Genomic DNA, 19,302 nt, shown 5'->3' with positions numbered 1-19,302 from the left:
GGCGCGGCGACCTCGCCGCGCCGGCACCGCGGCACCCGCCCCGGGCCACTCCCTCCTCCCACCGCACGACGCGGCGGGAACCACACGAAAGGCACTCGCATGACCAACGTGGACGTGATCCTCAAGGAAGCAGTCGGCATCGACGGCGCGGTCGCCGCGCTCCTCGTCGACTATCAGTCCGGCATGGCGCTGGGCCAGGCCGGCGACGCCTCGGTCCTCAACCTCGACATCGCCGCCGCCGGCAACACCGACGTGGTCCGCGCCAAGATGCGCACGATGGAGAGCCTCGGCCTCGACGACCAGATCGAGGACATCCTCATCACCCTCGGCAAGGCCTACCACCTGATCAACCTGCCCAAGGGACACCCGGGCCTGTTCATCTACCTGGTGCTCGACAAGAGCCGCGCCAACCTCGCCATGGCCCGCCACAAGCTGGCCTCGCTCTCCACCCAGATCGAGATCTGAGCACGACCGAACGCGACGGACCGGGTCAGGAGCGGTAGACGATCACCTTGTCGCCGAGCCTGACCCGGTCGAACAGCCAGGCCACCGTGGCGCGGTCACGGACGTTGACGCAGCCGTGGGACGCGCCGTTGTAGCCGTTGGCGGCGAAGTCGGGGGAGTAGTGGACCGCCTGCCCGCCGGAGAAGAACATCGCGAACGGCATCGGGGTGTCGTAGAGGCTCGAGACGTGGTCGCGCGACTTGCGGAACACGGTGAAGGCCCCCTCGCGGGTGGGCAGCTCGTCGGACCCGAAGCGCACCTCGACGGTCTCGAGGACCACGCCGTCGACGACCCAGCGCAGCGACCGTGACGTCTTGTCGACGCACATCGCCCGACCGGAGAGGCAGCGTGGGTCGAGGGCCGGGCCGGAGGGCACGATGTTGAACAGCTCGGCCTTCGTCGGCGTGCGGGTCATCGCCTTGAGCCGGGTGAGCGTGCGCCGGTCGACCGCGCCGGTCACCGGGATCCGTCGCTTGGCCTGGAAGCCCTTCACCGCCTGCACGGTGGCGCGGGAGTAGCGACCGGTCACCTTGGCGTCGTACCACCGGACCTGCTTCAGCCGTGCCTGCACCTGGCGCACCCACATGCCCGTGTCGCCACGCTGCAGCAGCGGCCGGCCCGGGGTGTACACGTTGTGCAGCGCCTCGGTCGTCGGCCCGGTCGTGAGGCTCACGATCTTGAGCCAGGTGCGCTCGTCGACGACGCCGTCGGCGGTCCAGCCGCGGCGGCGCTGGAAGGTCGCGACGCCGTCGCGGGTCTCGCGGTCGAACCGGTTGGTGACGACCTCGGAGTGCAGGTCGAGCTGGTGCAGCCGGCTCTGGAGCACCCGCACCCGCCACCCCGCGTCACCGAGCTGCATCGGCGTGAAGGCGGCCCGCACCGCCGGCGCGGCGGAGGCGGCTCCGGTCGCGGCGACGCCGCTGAGGCCGGTGAGGGCGCAGAGAAGTGCGAGGACGAGCGCAGGAGCGCGATGGCGTGACATGTGGGTCCTCCCCGGTGGTGCCGTCGACGGTGGTGATCATAAGGACGTACGACGACACCCCCACGTTGCGCCCTCCGTGGTTCGGACGCCTACGCTCGCGGCGTGGCCCGCGCTGACCTGGACAAGCAACCGACCGACGTACGTCGCATGTTCGACACCGTGGCCAAGCGCTACGACCTCACCAACGACCTCATGACGGCGGGGATCCAGCGCACCTGGCGCCGCGCGATGGTCGAGGCCGTCGCCCCGCAGCCCGGCGACCTGGTGCTCGACCTCGCCGCCGGCACGGGCTGCTCGAGCGAGCCCTTCGGCGCCCACGGGGCCACGGCCGTCCCGTGCGACTTCTCGGTCGGCATGCTGCAGCAGGGGAAGAAGGACCGGCCCGCGCTGCCCTTCGTCGCCGGCGACGGCACCCGGCTGCCGTTCCTGGACGACACCTTCGACGCGGTGACCATCTCCTACGGCCTGCGCAACTTCGTCGACCCGGTCGCAGGGCTGCGGGAGATGCTCCGCGTCACCCGGCCGGGGGGCCGGCTCGTGGTGTGCGAGTTCAGCACCCCCACCAACGGCGCCTTCCGCACGCTCTACCTCGACGGCTTCATGCAGGCCCTGCCCCGGATCGCCTCGCTCACCGCGAGCGCGGCCGACGCCTACGTCTACCTCGCGGAGTCGATCCGCGCCTGGCCCGACCAGGAGGGGCTCGCGGCGATGCTCGCGGAGGCCGGCTGGCAGCGCCCCGAGTGGCGCAACCTCACCGGCGGCATCGTCGCCCTGCACCGCGCCACTGCCTGAACCCGCCCGCGCGATTTAGGGCATGTCTTCGTCACCTAAATCCGCAGGTCAGGGCCGCAAAGAGTGGTGGCCGGGCGGTCGCCGGGCGGTCTGCCCCCCGACGTGACGCACGCCGCACCGGAGTCCTAGACTGTGGCCCGCGCCACTCGTGAAGCCATTCACAAGGGCACATGTCCAGCAGGGCGTGGCGCAGGTCCACCGGAAGGGAAGCGATGGAGCTCTACACGCCGATCCTGGCGCTGGCACTCATCGCGACGGGCTTCGCGGTCTTCTCCGTGATCATGAGCGCCGTCGTGGGTCCCAAGCGCTACAACCGGGCCAAGCTCGACTCCTACGAGTGCGGCATCGAGCCGACGCCGCAGCCCGTCGGAGGCGGCAGGATCCCGGTGAAGTACTTCATCACCGCGATGCTCTTCATCGTCTTCGACATCGAGATCATCTTCCTCTACCCGTGGGCCGTCCACTTCGACCAGATGGCCCTCTTCGGCCTCGTCGAGATGGTCCTGTTCATCGCGACTGTGTTCGTGGCCTACGCCTACGTGTGGCGCCGCGGCGGACTGGATTGGGACTGACCAGCCATGGGACTTGAAGAGAAGCTGCCGTCCGGCGTCCTGCTGACGACTGTCGAGGGCGTCGCGGGCTACATGCGCAAGGCGTCGTTCTGGCCCGCCACCTTCGGGCTGGCCTGCTGCGCCATCGAGATGATGACCACCGGCGGCCCCAAGTACGACCTCGCGCGCTTCGGCATGGAGGTCTTCCGCGCCAGCCCGCGCCAGGCCGACCTGATGATCGTCGCCGGCCGGGTGAGCCAGAAGATGGCCCCGGTCCTGCGCCAGATCTACGACCAGATGCCCGAGCCCAAGTGGGTCCTCGCGATGGGGGTGTGCGCCTCGTCGGGCGGCATGTTCAACAACTACGCGATCGTCCAGGGCGTCGACCACGTCGTCCCGGTGGACATGTACCTCCCCGGCTGCCCGCCGCGCCCGGAGATGCTCATCGACGCGATCCTCAAGCTGCACGACCAGGTCCAGCAGACCAAGCTGGGTGCCAACCGTCGCGACGAGGTCGCCGAGCTCGAGACCGCTGCGCTGCGCGCCCTGCCCACCTCGGAGATGAAGGGTCTGCTCAGGTGACCGACAAGCCCGACGAGAAGCCCGACGAGAAGGCCGCCGGCAAGGCCCAGGACGAGTCCGACGACAAGACCGACGCCAACGAGTCCGCGCGTCCCGCCGAGGAGCGCAACCTCGAGAAGGCCAAGTCCGAGACCGGCACCGGCAGCGGGGTCGAGCAGCCGGCGCCCGAGCAGTCGCCGGAGAACCTCCCCGCCCCGACCGGCGAGGTGCGCGCGGTCGGCGAGCGGCACGGCATGTTCGGCGTCAGCGGCACCGGCGACACCTCCGGCTACGGCGGTCTCGTCAGCGCGACGGTCTTCCCGGCCCCGTCCCAGAAGCCCTACGGCGGCTGGTTCGACGAGGTCGCGGGTGCGTTGGAGGCGCGGCTCGAGGCCACCGAGCTGACCTCGGCCATCGAGAGCGTCGTGGTCCACCGCGGCGAGATCACCTTCCACGTCCGCCGCGAGGACCTGCCCTTCGTGGCCCAGATGCTCCGCGACGACGAGGCCCTCCGCTTCGAGTTCTGCTCCGGCGTCAGCGGCGTGCACTACCCCGAGGACACCGGACGTGAGCTCCACGCCGTCTACCACCTGACGTCGATGACCCACAACCGGCGCATCCGACTCGAGGTGACCGCGCCGGACAGCGACCCCCACGTGCCGAGCCTGGTGAGCATCTACCCGACGCTCGACTGGCACGAGCGCGAGACCTACGACATGTTCGGGCTGATCTTCGACGGTCACCCCGCTCTGACCCGGGTGCTCATGCCGGACGACTGGCCGGGCCACCCGCAGCGCAAGGACTACCCGCTCGGCGGCATCCCGGTCGAGTACAAGGGTGGCTCCATCCCTCCGCCGGACCAGCGAAGGTCGTACAACTGATGACTACCGAGCAGGACTTCTACGCAGCGCCCGGCGAGACCAGCCAGGGCCGCGTCTTCACCGTCACGGGCCAGGACTGGGACTCGATCACGCAGAGCATCGGCGAGTCCGCCGAGGAGCGGGTCGTGGTCAACATGGGCCCGCAGCACCCCTCCACCCACGGGGTGCTCCGACTCATCCTCGAGCTCGAGGGCGAGACGGTCACCGAGGCGCGCTGCGGCATCGGCTACCTCCACACCGGCATCGAGAAGAACATGGAGTACCGCTCCTGGGTGCAGGGAACGACGTTCTGCACCCGCATGGACTACCTCTCCCCGTTCTACAACGAGGCGACCTACGTCCTGGGCGTGGAGCGGCTGCTCGACATCGAGGACGACATCCCGGAGAAGGCGCAGGTCATGCGCGTGCTCCTGATGGAGCTCAACCGGATGTCCTCCCACCTGGTCGCCATCGCGACCGGCGGCATGGAGATCGGCGCCCTGACGGTCATGACGATCGGCTTCCGCGAGCGCGAGCTCGTGCTCGACCTCTTCGAGCTGATCACGGGCCTGCGCATGAACCACGCGTTCATCCGTCCCGGTGGCGTCGCCCAGGACCTGCCGCCCGGCGCCCTCGACGAGATCCGCGACTTCATCACGCTGATGAAGAAGCGGCTGCCCGAGTACGCCGCCCTCTGCAACGCGAACCCGATCTTCAAGGGTCGCCTCGAGGGCGTCGGCCACCTCGACCTGGCCGGCTGCATCGCGCTCGGCCTCACCGGCCCGGTGCTCCGCTCGACCGGCTACGCCTGGGACCTGCGCAAGACCCAGCCCTACTGCGGCTACGAGGACTACGACTTCGAGGTCCAGACGTGGGACACGGCCGACTCCTACGGCCGCTTCCGCATCCGGCTCAACGAGATGTGGGAGTCGCTCAGGATCGTCGAGCAGTGCGCCGACCGCCTCGCGGGCCTCGAGGGCGCGCCCGTCATGGTGGGCGACAAGAAGATCGCGTGGCCCAGCCAGCTCGCCATCGGCAGTGACGGCATGGGCAACAGCCTCGACCACATCCGCCACATCATGGGTGAGTCCATGGAGGCGCTGATCCACCACTTCAAGCTGGTCACCGAGGGCTTCCGGGTCCCCGCGGGCCAGGCCTACGTCCCGATCGAGTCGCCGCGCGGCGAGCTGGGCGCCCACGTCGTCTCCGACGGCGGTACGCGACCCTTCCGCGCGCACTTCCGCGACCCGTCGTTCACCAACCTGCAGGCGACGAGCGTGATGAGCGAGGGCGGGATGGTCGCCGACGTCATCGTCGCCATCGCGTCCATCGACCCCGTGATGGGAGGCGTCGACCGATGACGATCGACCACGAGCTGGGCGGGCCCACGCTCGACGACAAGACCTGGGCTGAGCTGCGCGAGATCGCGGCCCGCTACCCCGAGGCCCGCTCCGGCCTGCTCCCGATGCTGCACCTCGTGCAGTCGGTGCAGGGACGGATCACGCCCGAGGGCATCGAGGCCTGCGCCGAGATCCTCGGCATCAGCGCCGCCGACGTCAACGGCGTCGCGACGTTCTACACGATGTACAAGCGCAAGCCGGTCGGCGACTACCACGTCGGGGTCTGCACCAACACGCTCTGCGCGGTCATGGGCGGCGACCTCATCTTCGAGCGGCTCAAGGAGCACCTCGACGTCGGCAACGACGAGACCACCGCCGACGGCAAGATCACGCTGGAGCACATCGAGTGCAACGCGGCCTGCGACTACGCCCCGGTGATGATGGTCAACTGGGAGTTCATGGACAACCAGACCCCCGAGTCCGCCGTGCAGGCCGTCGACGACCTGCGCGCCGGCAAGGAGGTCCACTCCACGCGTGGCCCGCGGCTCTGCACCTGGCGTGAGGCCGAGCGGGTGCTCGCCGGCTTCCCCGACGACCGTGCCGACGAGGGCCCGACCGCCGGTCCCGCCTCGCTGGCCGGCCTGAAGATCGCCCGTGAGAAGGGCTGGACGGCTCCGGAGGGAGAGAAGTGACCGTGTCTCGATACGCCACTCGCAAGCTCGCGGCACTCGACAACCGAGAAGGGGCACTCCGTGGCTGACACATTGACCCCGGTCCTCACCGACAACTGGGACGGCGAGCGCGCCTGGACCCTCGCGGCCTACGAGGAGCGCGGTGGCTACGCCGCCCTCGACAAGGCGTTCGCGATGGCCCCGGACGACGTGATCAACGCCGTCAAGGAGTCCGGACTCCGCGGCCGTGGCGGCGCGGGCTTCCCCACCGGCATGAAGTGGGGCTTCATCCCGCAGGACAACCCGAAGCCGAAGTACCTCGTCGTCAACGCCGACGAGTCCGAGCCGGGCACCTGCAAGGACATCCCGCTCATGATGGCCAGCCCGCACACGCTGGTCGAGGGCGCCATCGTCAGCTCCTACGCGATCCGGGCCAACACGGCGTTCATCTACGTGCGCGGCGAGGTCCTCCACGTGATCCGCCGCCTTCAGCGCGCGGTGCAGGAGGCCTACCTGGCCGGCCACCTCGGCAAGAACATCCACGGCTCGGGCTTCGACCTCGACCTGATCGTGCACGCGGGCGCCGGCGCCTACATCTGCGGCGAGGAGACGGCGCTGCTCGAGGGCCTGGAGGGTCGCCGCGGCCAGCCTCGCCTGCGCCCGCCGTTCCCGGCCGTCGCCGGTCTCTACGCCAGCCCGACGGTGATCAACAACGTCGAGTCGATCGCCTCGGTGCCGAGCATCATCACCCACGGCGCCGCCTGGTTCGCCGGCATGGGCACCGAGAAGTCCAACGGCTACGGGATCTTCAGCCTCTCGGGCCACGTCAAGAACCCCGGCCAGTACGAAGCCCCGCTGGGCATCACCCTGCGCCAGCTCATCGACCTCGCCGGGGGGATCCGCGAGGGCCACGAGCTCAAGTTCTGGACGCCCGGCGGCTCGAGCACCCCGCTCCTGACGCCCGAGCACCTCGACGTGCCCCTCGACTTCGAGGCGGTCGGCGCGGCGGGGTCGATGCTCGGCACCCGTGCGCTGCAGATCTTCGACGAGACCACCTGCGTGGTCCGTGCCGTCCTGCGGTGGACCGAGTTCTACAAGCACGAGTCCTGCGGCAAGTGCACCCCGTGCCGCGAGGGCACCTGGTGGCTCACCCAGACGATGGCCCGCCTGGAGAAGGGCGAGGGCCACGAGTCCGACCTCGACCTGCTGCTCGACCAGTGTGACAACATCCTGGGCCGCGCGTTCTGCGCGCTCGGCGACGGTGCCACGAGCCCGATCTCGAGCTCGATCCAGCACTTCCGCGACGAGTACCTCGCGCACCTGACGCACGGCGGCTGCCCGTTCGACCCGGCCGCCTCGACCGCCTTCGCACCCGTGGGAGCAACTGCATGACCGCCACCGACAAGGCGCCGGAGAAGACCCTTCGAGACGGCGCTGGCGCGCCTCCTCAGGGCACCGCCGACAATTTGGTCACCCTGACCATCGACGGCGTCCAGGTCAGCGTCCCCAAGGACACCCTGGTCATCCGCGCGGCCGAGCAGGTCGGGGTGCAGATCCCGCGCTTCTGCGACCACCCGCTGCTCGACCCGGTCGGCGCGTGCCGCCAGTGCCTCGTCGACATCCCCGACGCCGGCAACGGCCGCGGCTTCCCCAAGCCGCAGGCCTCCTGCACCCTGCCGGTGGCCGAGGGCATGGTCGTCAACACGCAGGCCACCAGCGAGGTGGCCGACAAGGCCCAGCAGGGGATCATGGAGTTCCTGCTGATCAACCACCCGCTCGACTGCCCGGTCTGCGACAAGGGCGGTGAGTGCCCCCTGCAGAACCAGGCGATGAGCAACGGTCGCGGCGAGAGCCGGTTCTCCGAGTCCGGTGGCATCAAGCGCACCTTCCCCAAGCCGATCAACATCTCCGCCCAGGTCCTGCTCGACCGCGAGCGCTGCGTCCTGTGCGCCCGCTGCACCCGCTTCTCCGAGCAGGTCGCCGGCGACCCCTTCATCGCCCTCGCCGAGCGCGGTGCGCTGCAGCAGGTCGCGATCTACGAGCGCGAGCCCTTCGAGAGCTACTTCTCCGGCAACACCATCCAGATCTGCCCCGTCGGCGCACTGACGTCGGCCGACTACCGCTTCCGCTCCCGCCCGTTCGACCTCGTCTCGACGCCCGGCGTCGCGGAGCACGACGCCTGCGGCGCCGCGATCCGCATCGACCACCGTCGCGGCAAGGTCATGCGGCGCCTCGCCGGCAACGACCCCGAGGTCAACGAGGAGTGGATCAGCGACAAGGACCGCTTCGCCTTCCGCTACGCACAGGCCGCCGACCGGATCACCTACCCGCAGGTCCGCGACGTCCTGCCCGACGGGACCCGGGGCGAGCTGCGCCCCGCGTCGTGGACCGAGGCGTTCGCGGTCGCGGCCCGTGGTCTCCGCGACGCCGGGGCGTCCGCCGTGCTCACCGGCGGCCGGCTGACGGCCGAGGACGCCTACGCGTACGCCAAGTTCGCCCGCGTCTCGCTCGGGACCAACGACATCGACTTCCGGGCCCGCCCGCACAGCGCGGAGGAGGCGAGCTTCCTCGCCAGCCACGTCGCGCTCGCCGGTGACGTCACCTACGCCGACCTCGAGGCCGCGCCCGTCGTGGTGCTGCTGGGCCTCGAGCCCGAGGACGAGGCGGCGACGCTCTTCCTGCGCCTGCGCAAGGCCGCCAGGCGCGGCCGCACCCAGGTCGTGTCCGTGGCGCCCTACGCCTCGCGCGGCCTGACCAAGATGGACGGCCGCCTCGTGCCGGCCGGGCCCGGCACCGAGGTCGAGGTGATCGGCTCGCTCAAGGACGCCGAGCACGGCGTCACCAAGGACGCCGTCATCCTCGTCGGGGAGCGCCTCGCCCAGACCCACGGTGCGCTCAGCGCCGCAGCCGACCTCGCCGCCGGCACCGGTGCCCGCATCGCGTGGGTGCCGCGTCGCGCCGGCGACCGTGGCGCCGTCGAGGCCGGTGCCCTGCCCAACCTGCTGCCCGGCGGGCGTCCGCTCACCGAGGCGTCCGCGCGCGTCGACATGGGTGCCGCCTGGGGTACGGAGTCCCTCCCCGCCAAGGTCGGCCGGGACGGCAACGCGATCGTCGCTGCGCTGGCCAAGGGCGACCTCGGCGGCCTCGTCGTCGGTGGCGTCGACCCCGACGACACCGCCGACCCGGCAGCGTTCCGCGCCGCCCTCGACGCGGCCGGCTTCGTGGTCAGCCTCGAGCTGCGCGAGACCGACGTGACGCGCGTCGCCGACGTCGTCCTCCCGGTGGCCCCGGTCGCCGACAAGGCCGGCACCTTCGTGACGTGGGACGGGCGGGCGCGGTCCTTCGACGCCGTGTTCGCCAACCCGGCGTCGCTGCCCGACCTGCGGGTCCTGTCCGGCATCGCCGACGAGCTCGCCTCGATCGGCCACGGTCGCCCGCTCGGCTTCCGCACGGTCGCCGAGGTGCGCGACGAGATGCAGTCCCTCGGCCCGTGGGACGGCGCCCGCCCGGCACTCGACGCCGGCAAGGCGCCCAAGCCGGCCAAGGCACCCAGGAAGGCCGGCACCGGCTTCGCGCTGGCCACCTGGAAGCAGCTCGTCGACCTCGGCTCGATGCAGGACGGTGAGGAGCACCTCCGCGCCACCGCCCGCAGGCCGGTCGCGCGCGTGAGCCGTGCGTCGTACGAGTCGGTGCTCGGCATGCTCGAGGCGCAGCCCGGCGGCGAGCAGCTCGTCACCGTCACCGGTGACCGGGGCAGCATGACGCTGCCCGTCGTGGTCGCCGACATGCCCGACGGCGTCGTCTGGGTCCCGGCCCGGTCGACCGGTCGCGGCGTCCTCGCCGAGCTCGCCTCGCCCGGCAGCACGGTCACCCTGAAGGGAGCAGCTCAGTGATGCACCTCGCCCCGCTGGCGGCGGACCTGCCCGACCCGGGCCTGGCCGCCTTCGGCCAGGACCCGTGGTGGGTCATCGCCCTCAAGGCCGTCTTCATCTTCCTGATCCTGGTGCTGCTGACGCTGTTCAACATCTGGTTCGAGCGCCGCGTGGTGGCCCGGATGCAGCACCGCGTCGGGCCCAACGTGAACGGCCCCTTCGGCCTCCTGCAGTCGCTCGCCGACGGCGTGAAGCTCGCGCTGAAGGAGGACATCATCCCCAAGGCGGCCGACAAGGTCGTCTTCCTGCTCGCGCCCGTCATCGCCGTCGTGCCGGCCTTCGTCACCTGGTCGGTCATCCCGCTCGGTCCCGAGGTCAACTTCTTCGGCCACCAGACGCCGCTGCAGCTGACCGACATGCCGGTGGCGGTGCTCTTCATGCTCGCCATCGCCTCGATCGGCATCTACGGCATCGTCCTCGGCGGCTGGTCGTCCGGCTCGACCTACTCCCTGCTGGGCGGCCTGCGCTCGAGCGCGCAGATGATCTCCTACGAGGTCGCGATGGGCCTCGCGCTCGTCGCCGTCTTCCTCTACGCCGGGTCGATGTCGACCTCGGAGATCGTCGCCGCCCAGGACCGGTTGTGGTTCGGGCTGATCCTGCTGCCGTCGTTCGTCATCTACGTGATCTCGATGGTCGGCGAGACCAACCGGGCCCCCTTCGACCTCCCCGAGGCCGAGGGCGAGCTGGTCGGCGGCTTCCACACCGAGTACTCCAGCCTGAAGTTCGCGCTGTTCTTCCTCGCCGAGTACATCAACCTCGCCACCGTGTCGGCCATCGCCACCACCCTGTTCCTGGGCGGCTGGGCTGCGCCGTGGGGCATCGAGAACGTGTGGGAGGGCGCCAACAGCGGCTACTGGCCCCTGCTGTGGTTCTTCGGCAAGGTCTTCATCTTCATCTTCATGTTCGTCTGGCTGCGCGGCTCGCTGCCCCGCATGCGCTACGACCAGTTCATGGCGCTCGGCTGGAAGATCCTCATCCCGGTCTCCCTGGCCTGGATCGTGGCCGTCGCGACCATCCGCGTCATCTCGCTCGAGGGCAACATCAACCGCACCTACCTCGTCGCGGCCATCGCGGTGCTGCTCGTCCTCACGGTCGGGCTGCTGTTCGTCGGCGACAAGGGCGACACGTCGGACGACGAGTCCCCGGTCGAGGCGGGCGAGGAGCCCCACGACGCGTTCGCCGGCGGCTTCCCCGTGCCGCCCATGCCCACCGGCGGCGCCGTGCGCGGAGGCGCCGCGCCGCTGACGTTCGCCCAGAGCCGCACCACCGTCACCGCTGCAGCGGAGGAGAACCATGAGTGAGTCCCCTCAGTCCGGGCAGGGGTCCAAGGGCGTCAAGGAGAGCCTCTGGGACCCGATCGCCGGGTTCGGCGTCACCTTCCGGACCATGTTCAAGAAGGTCGTCACCGAGCAGTACCCGTTCGAGAAGATGCCGACCGCTCCGCGCTTCCACGGCCGGCACCAGCTCAACCGCTGGCCCGACGGCCTGGAGAAGTGCATCGGGTGCGAGCTGTGCGCGTGGGCATGCCCCGCCGACGCGATCTACGTCGAGGGCGCGTCCAACGTCGACCTGCCCGACGGCTCGGGACGCTTCAGCCCCGGTGAGCGCTACGGCCGCGTCTACCAGATCAACTACCTGCGCTGCATCCTGTGCGGGCTCTGCATCGAGGCGTGCCCGACCCGCGCGCTGACGATGACCAACGAGTACGAGCTCGCCGACGACAACCGCGCCGACCTGATCTACGAGAAGTCCGACCTCCTCGCGCCGCTCCTGCCGGGCATGGAGGAGCCGCCGCACGCGATGCGGCTCGGCGACGACGAGGGCGACTACTACCGGGGGGCCACCCGATGACCTTCTGGATCCTGGCCCCGATCATGGTGGCCGCCGCGCTGGGCATCCTGTTCGTCCGGAAGGCCGTGCACGCCGCGCTGCTGCTCGCCGTGGTGATGATCAGCCTCGCGTTCCTCTACGCCGTTCTCGACGCGCCCTTCCTCTTCGCGGTGCAGATCATCGTCTACACCGGCGCGATCCTCATGCTGTTCCTGTTCGTGATGATGCTCATCGGCGTCGACGCGACCGACTCCGTCGTGGAGACCATCCGCGGCCAGCGGGTGATGGCGGTCGTCCTCGGCCTGCTGTTCGGCACCGTGCTGGTGCTCGGCATCAGCCAGGTCGCGCTCGGCGCGGTGGTCGGGCTCGACGAGGCCAACGCCGGCGGCAACGTGCCGGCCATCGCCAACATCCTGTTCTCCCGCTACGTCTTCGCCTTCGAGGCCACCAGCGCCCTGCTGATCACCGCAGCGCTCGGCGCGATGGTGCTCGCCCACCGCGAGCGCCTGACGCCGAAGGCAGGCCAGGCAGAGCTGGCCGCGCAGCGCATGCGCGACTACGCCGAGCACGGCAAGCACCTCGGGCCGCTGCCCTCGCCGGGCGTCTACGCCCGCCACAACGCGGTCGACACCCCGGCCCTGCTGCCCGACGGCACCGCCGCCGAGTCGTCGGTCTCCCGGGTGCTCGCCGCCCGCGGCACGGTCCGCTCGGCTCCCGCGCTCGCCGACGACATCGACGACGTACGCCGTCAGATCGGCGACCCCACCGCGATGCCCGAGACCTCGGGCAAGGCCGGCGCGCCCGCCACCACCGAGGAGGACGTCAAGTGACCGAGTACATCGTGCTCTCGGCGATCCTCTTCACGATCGGCTGCGTGGGTGTCCTCACGCGCCGCAACGCCATCGTGGTGTTCATGTGCGTCGAGCTGATGCTCAACGCCTGCAACCTGGCGTTCGTGGCCTTCGCCCGCCAGCACGGCAACCTCGACGGCCAGATCACCGCGTTCTTCGTGATGGTCGTGGCGGCTGCCGAGGTCGTGATCGGGCTCGCGATCATCATGACCATCTTCCGCACCCGACGCTCGGCCTCGGTCGACGACGCCAGCCTGCTGAAGTACTGAGGGAGCGCTCGTGAACCTGTTGTCCCACTCAGTCCTCGCGGCCGGCCTGCCGATGGCCGAGGAGGGTGCGCACACGCCCGTGGTCGCGCCCGACATGGGAGCCGGCGGCGTCTTCGACCTGCTGTGGCTGGTCATCGCCCTCCCGGTGCTCGGTGCGGTCCTGCTGCTCGGCGTCGCGCCGTTCCTGCCGGCCTCGCTCAAGGCGGCCGCCGACAAGCACGGCCACCTCGTCGGCACCGCGATGGCGGCGCTGTCCTTCGTGCTCAGCCTCGTGCTGTTCGTCGCGCTCCTCGGCCGCGACGCCGAGTCGCGCCAGGTCGGCCAGCAGCTCTGGACCTGGTTCGAGACCGGCTCGCTGACGGTCGGCATGGACCTGCTCTACGACCAGCTCGCCGCGCTGTTCCTGCTCCTCATCACCGGCGTCGGGTCGCTGATCCACGTCTACGCCATCGGCTACATGGAGCACGACCCGCGCCGTCGCCGCTTCTTCGGCTACCTCAACCTGTTCGTCGCGGCGATGCTCACGCTGATCCTCTCGGCGAACTTCGTGGGCCTCTTCCTGGGCTGGGAGGGCGTCGGCCTGGCGTCGTACCTGCTCATCGGCTTCTGGCAGCACAAGCCGTCGGCCGCGGCCGCGGCCAAGAAGGCGTTCGTCATCAACCGTGTGGGTGACATCGGCCTGTCGCTGGCGATCGCGCTGATGTTCGCCACCTTCGGCACCACCGACTTCGGCGCGGTCAGCGAGCTCGCCGGCGAGGCGAGCCAGGGCACGCTCAACGCCCTCGGCCTGCTGCTCCTGCTCGGCGCGTGCGGCAAGTCCGCCCAGGTGCCGCTGCAGGCATGGCTGCTCGACGCGATGGAGGGCCCGACCCCGGTCTCGGCCCTCATCCACGCGGCGACCATGGTCACCGCCGGCGTCTACCTCGTGGTCCGCTCGAACTTCATCTACGAGCTCACCCCCGTCGCGCAGACCGCGGTCGTCATCGTCGCCACCGTCACGCTGCTGTGGGGCGCGATCCTCGGCTGCGCCAAGGACGACATCAAGAAGGCGCTGGCCGGCTCGACGATGAGCCAGATCGGCTACATGATGCTGGCCGCCGGCCTCGGCCCCGTCGGCTACCCGTTCGCGATCTTCCACCTGCTCACGCACGGCTTCTTCAAGGCCAACATGTTCCTCGGTGCGGGCTCGGTGATGCACGGGATGAACGACGACGTGGACATGCGCCACTACGGCGCGCTCAACAAGGCGATGCCGGTCACCTTCCTGACGTTTGCGATGGGCTACCTCGCGATCATCGGATTCCCGGGCTTCTCCGGCTTCTGGTCCAAGGACAAGATCATCGAGTCGGCCCTGGCCGACAACCTCGTGATCGGCCTGCTGGCCCTCCTCGGCGCCGGGATCACCGGCTTCTACATGACCCGCCTGATGCTGATGACGTTCTTCGGCGAGAAGCGCTGGGAGGCCGACGTGCACCCGCATGAGTCGCCCAAGGTGATGACCGTCCCGCTGATCGTGCTGGCCGCGCTGTCGGTCCTCGGCGGCGCCCTGCTCCTCGGTGACTGGATCGTCACCTGGCTCGAGCCGGTGACCGGTGTCGCCGAGCACCACGAGCCGCCGCTGCCGGCCATCGTGATCACGCTGATCATCACCGCCGTCGTCGCCCTCGGCGTGGCCGCCGCCTGGTTCCTGGTGGGCAAGCGCGAGATCCCGCGCGAGGCCCCGCAGGACGTGTCGTTCGCGACCCGCGCCGCTCGTGCCGACCTCTACGGCGACGCGATCAACGACGCGGTCGTCGTACGACCCGGAGCCGGGCTGGTCGGTGGCCTGACCACCTTCGACCGCGTCGGGGTCGACGGCGTCGTCGAGGGCGGTTCCTCCGCCGTCGGCGGCCTGTCCACCACGATGCGTCGAGTCCAGAACGGCTTCGTCCGCTCCTACGCCCTGTCCCTCCTCGGTGGCGCCCTGCTGGTCGTCCTCGCTCTGCTGGCGGTGAACCTCGGATGATCCTGACTGTCCTGATCCTGCTGCCGCTCGTCGGCGCGCTCGTCACGGCCTTCGTGCCGGCCGCGCTCGCCCGACTGGTCGGCCTCGGCTTCGCTGCCGCGACCCTCGTGGCCGGAATCGTGGCCGCGACGCAGTACACGGTGGGCGGCGGCATGCAGCTCACCGAGACCCGCACGTGGATCGAGTCCCTCGGGGTCCACTACGCGCTCGGCGTCGACGGCCTCGGCCTGCTCATGGTCCTGCTCACGGTCGTCCTCGTGCCGATCGTGCTGCTCGCCGGCTGGCACGAGTCCGACGCCCCGGGCAACAACGGCGCGAAGTCCTTCTTCGCCTGGACCCTGGCCCTCGAGGCCATGTCGCTGGCCGTCTTCACCGCCACCGACGTGCTGCTCTTCTACGTCGTCTTCGAGGCCACGCTGATCCCGGCCTACTTCCTCATCGGCGGCTTCGGTCGGGCCGGCCGGGGGCGTGCGGCGACCAAGTTCCTCATCTACCAGCTCGCCGGCGGGCTCATCATGCTCGCCTCGGTGATCGGGCTCTACGTCGTCTCCGCCGACGCGGGCAGCCCGAGCTTCCTCATCAGCGACCTGGCCGCCATCGACATCGACGAGACGACCCAGCGCTGGCTGTTCGTCGGCTTCTTCGTCGCGTTCGCGATCAAGGCGCCGATGTTCCCGGTGCACACCTGGCTGGCCGACACGACGGAGAAGGCGACCACCGGCACCTCGGTGCTGCTGGTCTGCATCCTCGACAAGATCGGCACCTTCGGCATGCTGCGGTTCTGCCTCGGACTGCTGCCCGACGCCTCCCAGTGGGCGACGCCGGTCGTGGTCGTGCTCGCGCTGGTCTCGATCATCTACGGCGCGCTGGTCGCCATCGGCCAGGACGACATCCTGCGCCTGATCGGTCTCACGTCGCTCTCGCACTTCGGCTTCATCGTGCTGGGCATCTTCGTCTTCAGCTCCAACGGCAGCACCGGTGCGATCCTCTACATGGTCAACCACGGCATCGCGACGGCGCTGATGTTCCTGGTGGCCGGATTCCTGATCCACCGCACCGGCACCGCCTCCATCCGCGAGATGGGCGGGGTCGAGAAGGCAGCCCCGGTGCTCGCCGGCTTCTTCCTCGTCGGTGGCCTCGCCGCGGCCGGCCTCCCCGGCCTGTCGCCGTTCGTCTCCGAGATGCTCGTCATCATCGCCGCGTTCGACCACCACTGGCTGGTCGGCTCGGTCGCGGTGCTCGCGATCGTCCTGGCCGCGTTCTACGCGCTCTGGATGTACCAGCGGACGATGACCGGCCCCGACCGGGTCGGCATGGCTCCGGTGGCCGACCTCGACCGCCGTGAGGTGGGCATCCTCGCCCCGCTGCTGCTCGCGCTCGTGCTGTTCGGCTTCTACCCGATGCCGCTGCTCGACGTCATCAACCCGTTCGTCCACGACTCGCTCGCGAGTGTGGGCATCGGCCAGGAGGGTGGTCCCCAGTGACCGAGTTCGTGAAGCCCAGCATCGAGTACTTCGAGCTCTGGCCCCTGCTGGTCGTCTTCGGTGTCGCCTGCCTCGGCGTCGTCGTCGAGGCGTTCCTCCCGCGTTCGGTCCGCTACACCACCCAGGTGGTGCTGGCCCTCGGCGGCCTCGTGCTCGCGCTCGTCGGGGTCGTGCTGGTCGCCCAGGACGTCCAGACGTACGACGACGGCGCCGCGCGCGGCGTGCTGGCCGTCGGTGGCACGATCGCGGTGGACGGGCCGAGTCTCTTCATCTGGGGCCTGGTCCTCGCGCTGGCCATCGCCGGCGTGCTGCTCTTCGCCGAGCGCCACCTCGACGGCGGGGTGTCGGCGTTCGCCGGCCAGGCCGCCGCCGTGCCGGGCACGGATGCGGAGACCGCGTCGATCGCGGCCAACCGCGAGCACACCGAGGTCTACCCGCTCATGATGTTCGCGGTCTTCGGCATGATGCTGTTCCCGGCGGCCAACGACCTGCTGACGATGTTCGTGGGCCTCGAGATCCTCTCCCTGCCGCTCTACCTCCTGAGCGGCCTCGCTCGCCGGCGGCGCCTGCTGAGCCAGGAGGCCGCGCTCAAGTACTTCCTGCTCGGTGCGTTCTCCTCCGGCTTCTTCCTCTACGGCGCGGCGCTGCTCTACGGCTTCGCCGGCTCGCTCGACTTCGCCTCGATCAATGAGGCGGTGCGCAACGACGTCGGCAACCAGGCCCTGTTGCTCATCGGCACCGGACTGCTGTCGGTCGGCCTGCTCTTCAAGGTCGGCGCCGTGCCGTTCCAGGCATGGACCCCCGACGTCTACCAGGGCGCTCCGACCCCGGTGACCGCCTTCATGGCGGCCGGCACCAAGGTCGCCGCGTTCGGCGCGATCATGCGCCTGTTCTACGTCGCGCTCGGCGCCGACCGCTGGTCGTGGCAGCCGATGCTGTGGATCATCGCCGTGCTGTCGATGTTCGTCGGTGCCGCCCTGGCCATCACGCAGACCGACATCAAGCGCCTGCTTGCCTACTCCTCGGTCGCGCACACCGGCTTCATCCTCACCGGCGTGATCGGTCTGCAGGCCGCCGACCAGCTGGCCGTCGGTGAGATCAGCTCGGTCCAGGCCGTGCTCTTCTACCTCGCCACCTACGGCTTCGCCACGATCGGCGCCTTCGCGGTCGTCAGCCTCGTGCGCGACGGCGGTGGCGAGACCACCGCCATCGACCGGTGGGCGGGCCTCGGCAAGGAGTCGCCCGTGGTGGCGGCCGTCTTCGCGTTCTTCCTGCTGGCCATGGCGGGCATCCCGCTCACCTCCGGCTTCGTAGGCAAGCTCGCGGTGTTCTCCGTGGCCCTCGCGGCGGGCGCCTGGCCGGTCGTGGTGGCTGCGGTGCTCGCGAGCATCGTGGCGGCGTACCTCTACGTCCGGGTCATCAAGGTCATGTACTTCGACGCGCCCGTGGGCGACGGTCCGAGCGTGGCGTACCCCTCGGTGCTCACCGCCACGACCATCGCCGTCGGGGCCGCGATCACCCTCGTCCTCGGCGTGCTGCCGGGCCCGGTGCTCGACCTGGCGGCGGTTGCGGGAGAATTCATCAGGTGACCGACTCGCCCCTCGCCATGCCCGTCGTCGACCCCGCTCTGGAGGAGCGGCTCGTCGAGCGGCTGGCGCGCATCGAGGAGATGCTCGCCGACCACTGCAAGGGGCGCGCCCAGTTCGTCTCGGAGGCCGCGACCCACCTCATGATGGCCGGCGGGAAGCGCTTCCGGCCGCTGCTGGTGCTGCTCGCGGCCGAGGCGGGCCCCGACCCCGACGCGGACGCCGTCGACACGGCCGCCTGCGTCGTCGAGCTCACCCACGTGGCCTCGCTCTACCACGACGACGTGATGGACGAGGCGTCCCTGCGCCGCGGCGCCCACACCGCCAACGCCCGGTGGGACAACAACGTCGCCATCCTCACCGGCGACTTCCTGTTCGGCCGCTCCTCCGAGCTCACCGCCGAGCTCGGACCCGAGGCCGTCCTCATCCAGGCCCGCACCTTCACCCGCCTCGTCGAGGGCCAGATCATGGAGACGGTCCCGCCTGGTCCCGGGGAGGACCCGCTGGCGCACTACCTCGACGTCGTCGCCGGCAAGACGGGCTCGCTCATCGCCACGTCCGCGCGCTACGGCGCGATGTTCAGCGGCGCGCGTGCCGAGGTCGTGGAGGCGCTGAGCTCCTACGGCGAGATCGTGGGCTCGGCGTTCCAGCTGACCGACGACATCCTCGACATCGCCTCCGAGTCCGACACCTCCGGCAAGACGCCGGGCACCGACCTGCGCGAGGGCGTACCCACCCTGCCCGTCCTGATGGCCCAGGCCTCGACCGACCCGGCCGACGCCCGTCTGCTCTCGCTCCTCGGCCGCCCGCTCGCCGACGACGCCGAGCACGCCGAGGCCCTCGAGCTGCTGCGCCGCCACCCCGCCATCGACCAGGCCCGTGACCACGTGCTCGCCGAGGCCGCCCGCGCCAAGAAGCTCCTCGAGGCCCTCGACCCCGGCCCCGTCCGTACGGCGCTGGAGTCCTTCGCCGACATCGTCGCCACCCGCACCTCCTGACGCTCGCCGCACCGCCGCCGCCGCGAGCGGCGGTGGAGCTACCTTTCCAGCTGGCGGAATGTGGGTGGGCCACCGCTCGTGCCCGG

18 protein-coding genes are annotated in these 19,302 nt (G+C 70.3%); 17 read left to right on the top strand and 1 reads right to left on the bottom strand.

Annotated elements, in window-relative coordinates; genetic code table 11:
• The first annotated feature begins 99 nt into the window (after positions 1-99).
• Positions 100-465 (top strand): hypothetical protein, encoded by a 366-nt coding sequence (locus Q1B24_RS03275; RefSeq protein ID WP_299923151.1) that lies wholly within the window; start codon positions 100-102, stop codon positions 463-465.
• A 25-nt stretch (positions 466-490) separates the two neighbouring features.
• On the opposite strand, the gene Q1B24_RS03270 is transcribed toward Q1B24_RS03275, so the two are convergent.
• The gene (locus Q1B24_RS03270) at positions 491-1,486 is read right to left on the bottom strand and encodes a L,D-transpeptidase family protein (protein ID WP_299923149.1); all 996 of its coding nucleotides are present in this window, start codon (positions 1,484-1,486) and stop codon (positions 491-493) included.
• Positions 1,487-1,588: 102 nt separating this feature from the next.
• Here Q1B24_RS03270 and Q1B24_RS03265 point away from each other — a divergent pair, with 102 nt between their 5' ends.
• The 16 genes from Q1B24_RS03265 to Q1B24_RS03190 all read left to right on the top strand — a co-directional run bounded on the left by Q1B24_RS03265 (position 1,589) and on the right by Q1B24_RS03190 (position 19,216).
• On the top strand, positions 1,589-2,278 hold the full coding sequence (locus Q1B24_RS03265) for a demethylmenaquinone methyltransferase (RefSeq protein ID WP_299923147.1): 690 nt from the start codon (positions 1,589-1,591) through the stop codon (positions 2,276-2,278).
• A 212-nt stretch (positions 2,279-2,490) separates the two neighbouring features.
• Positions 2,491-2,850: an NADH-quinone oxidoreductase subunit A gene (locus Q1B24_RS03260; RefSeq protein ID WP_191194416.1), complete on the top strand. Its 360-nt coding sequence runs from the start codon at positions 2,491-2,493 to the stop codon at positions 2,848-2,850.
• Positions 2,851-2,856: 6 nt separating this feature from the next.
• A complete protein-coding gene (locus Q1B24_RS03255) occupies positions 2,857-3,411 on the top strand; it encodes an NADH-quinone oxidoreductase subunit B family protein (RefSeq protein ID WP_254180924.1) in 555 nt (184 codons plus the stop codon).
• Positions 3,412-3,617: 206 nt separating this feature from the next.
• Entirely contained in the window at positions 3,618-4,271 is a 654-nt protein-coding gene (locus Q1B24_RS03250; RefSeq protein ID WP_366916414.1) for an NADH-quinone oxidoreductase subunit C, read from the top strand.
• Positions 4,271-5,611 (top strand): NADH-quinone oxidoreductase subunit D, encoded by a 1,341-nt coding sequence (locus Q1B24_RS03245; RefSeq protein WP_299923140.1) that lies wholly within the window; start codon positions 4,271-4,273, stop codon positions 5,609-5,611. Before Q1B24_RS03250 ends, Q1B24_RS03245 begins: the two co-directional genes overlap by 1 nt.
• Positions 5,608-6,282, top strand: a complete 675-nt coding sequence (gene nuoE / locus Q1B24_RS03240; RefSeq protein ID WP_299923138.1) for an NADH-quinone oxidoreductase subunit NuoE — start codon at positions 5,608-5,610, stop codon at positions 6,280-6,282. Before Q1B24_RS03245 ends, nuoE begins: the two co-directional genes overlap by 4 nt.
• A 60-nt stretch (positions 6,283-6,342) precedes the next feature.
• Positions 6,343-7,653 (top strand): NADH-quinone oxidoreductase subunit NuoF, encoded by a 1,311-nt coding sequence (nuoF, locus tag Q1B24_RS03235; protein ID WP_299923137.1) that lies wholly within the window; start codon positions 6,343-6,345, stop codon positions 7,651-7,653.
• Positions 7,650-10,154, top strand: coding sequence for an NADH-quinone oxidoreductase subunit G (locus Q1B24_RS03230; protein WP_299923135.1), 2,505 nt, complete (start codon positions 7,650-7,652; stop codon positions 10,152-10,154). Before nuoF ends, Q1B24_RS03230 begins: the two co-directional genes overlap by 4 nt.
• Positions 10,154-11,494, top strand: a complete 1,341-nt coding sequence (nuoH, locus tag Q1B24_RS03225; protein ID WP_299923133.1) for an NADH-quinone oxidoreductase subunit NuoH — start codon at positions 10,154-10,156, stop codon at positions 11,492-11,494. Before Q1B24_RS03230 ends, nuoH begins: the two co-directional genes overlap by 1 nt.
• Positions 11,487-12,044 carry an NADH-quinone oxidoreductase subunit NuoI gene (gene nuoI / locus Q1B24_RS03220; protein ID WP_299923131.1) on the top strand — a complete coding sequence of 186 codons (558 nt, stop codon included), beginning with the start codon at positions 11,487-11,489 and terminating at the stop codon, positions 12,042-12,044. Before nuoH ends, nuoI begins: the two co-directional genes overlap by 8 nt.
• Complete coding sequence (locus Q1B24_RS03215; protein ID WP_299923129.1) at positions 12,041-12,853, top strand: NADH-quinone oxidoreductase subunit J; 813 nt, start codon at positions 12,041-12,043, stop codon at positions 12,851-12,853. Before nuoI ends, Q1B24_RS03215 begins: the two co-directional genes overlap by 4 nt.
• Positions 12,850-13,143, top strand: coding sequence for an NADH-quinone oxidoreductase subunit NuoK (gene nuoK / locus Q1B24_RS03210; RefSeq protein WP_254180917.1), 294 nt, complete (start codon positions 12,850-12,852; stop codon positions 13,141-13,143). The genes Q1B24_RS03215 and nuoK overlap by 4 nt, the downstream gene beginning before the upstream one ends.
• A 94-nt stretch (positions 13,144-13,237) precedes the next feature.
• On the top strand, positions 13,238-15,148 hold the full coding sequence (gene nuoL / locus Q1B24_RS03205; protein WP_299923199.1) for an NADH-quinone oxidoreductase subunit L: 1,911 nt from the start codon (positions 13,238-13,240) through the stop codon (positions 15,146-15,148).
• Positions 15,145-16,632 carry an NADH-quinone oxidoreductase subunit M gene (locus Q1B24_RS03200; RefSeq protein ID WP_299923126.1) on the top strand — a complete coding sequence of 496 codons (1,488 nt, stop codon included), beginning with the start codon at positions 15,145-15,147 and terminating at the stop codon, positions 16,630-16,632. Before nuoL ends, Q1B24_RS03200 begins: the two co-directional genes overlap by 4 nt.
• Positions 16,629-18,221: an NADH-quinone oxidoreductase subunit NuoN gene (nuoN, locus tag Q1B24_RS03195; protein WP_299923124.1), complete on the top strand. Its 1,593-nt coding sequence runs from the start codon at positions 16,629-16,631 to the stop codon at positions 18,219-18,221. Before Q1B24_RS03200 ends, nuoN begins: the two co-directional genes overlap by 4 nt.
• The gene (locus tag Q1B24_RS03190) at positions 18,218-19,216 is read left to right on the top strand and encodes a polyprenyl synthetase family protein (protein WP_299923122.1); all 999 of its coding nucleotides are present in this window, start codon (positions 18,218-18,220) and stop codon (positions 19,214-19,216) included. The genes nuoN and Q1B24_RS03190 overlap by 4 nt, the downstream gene beginning before the upstream one ends.
• Positions 19,217-19,302 lie beyond the last annotated feature (86 nt).

This window comes from uncultured Nocardioides sp. (assembly GCF_947488025.1).
Classification (GTDB): domain Bacteria; phylum Actinomycetota; class Actinomycetes; order Propionibacteriales; family Nocardioidaceae; genus Nocardioides.
The sequence above is the reverse complement of the archived record's forward strand: the minus strand, read 5'-3'. Positions and strand labels throughout refer to the sequence as shown.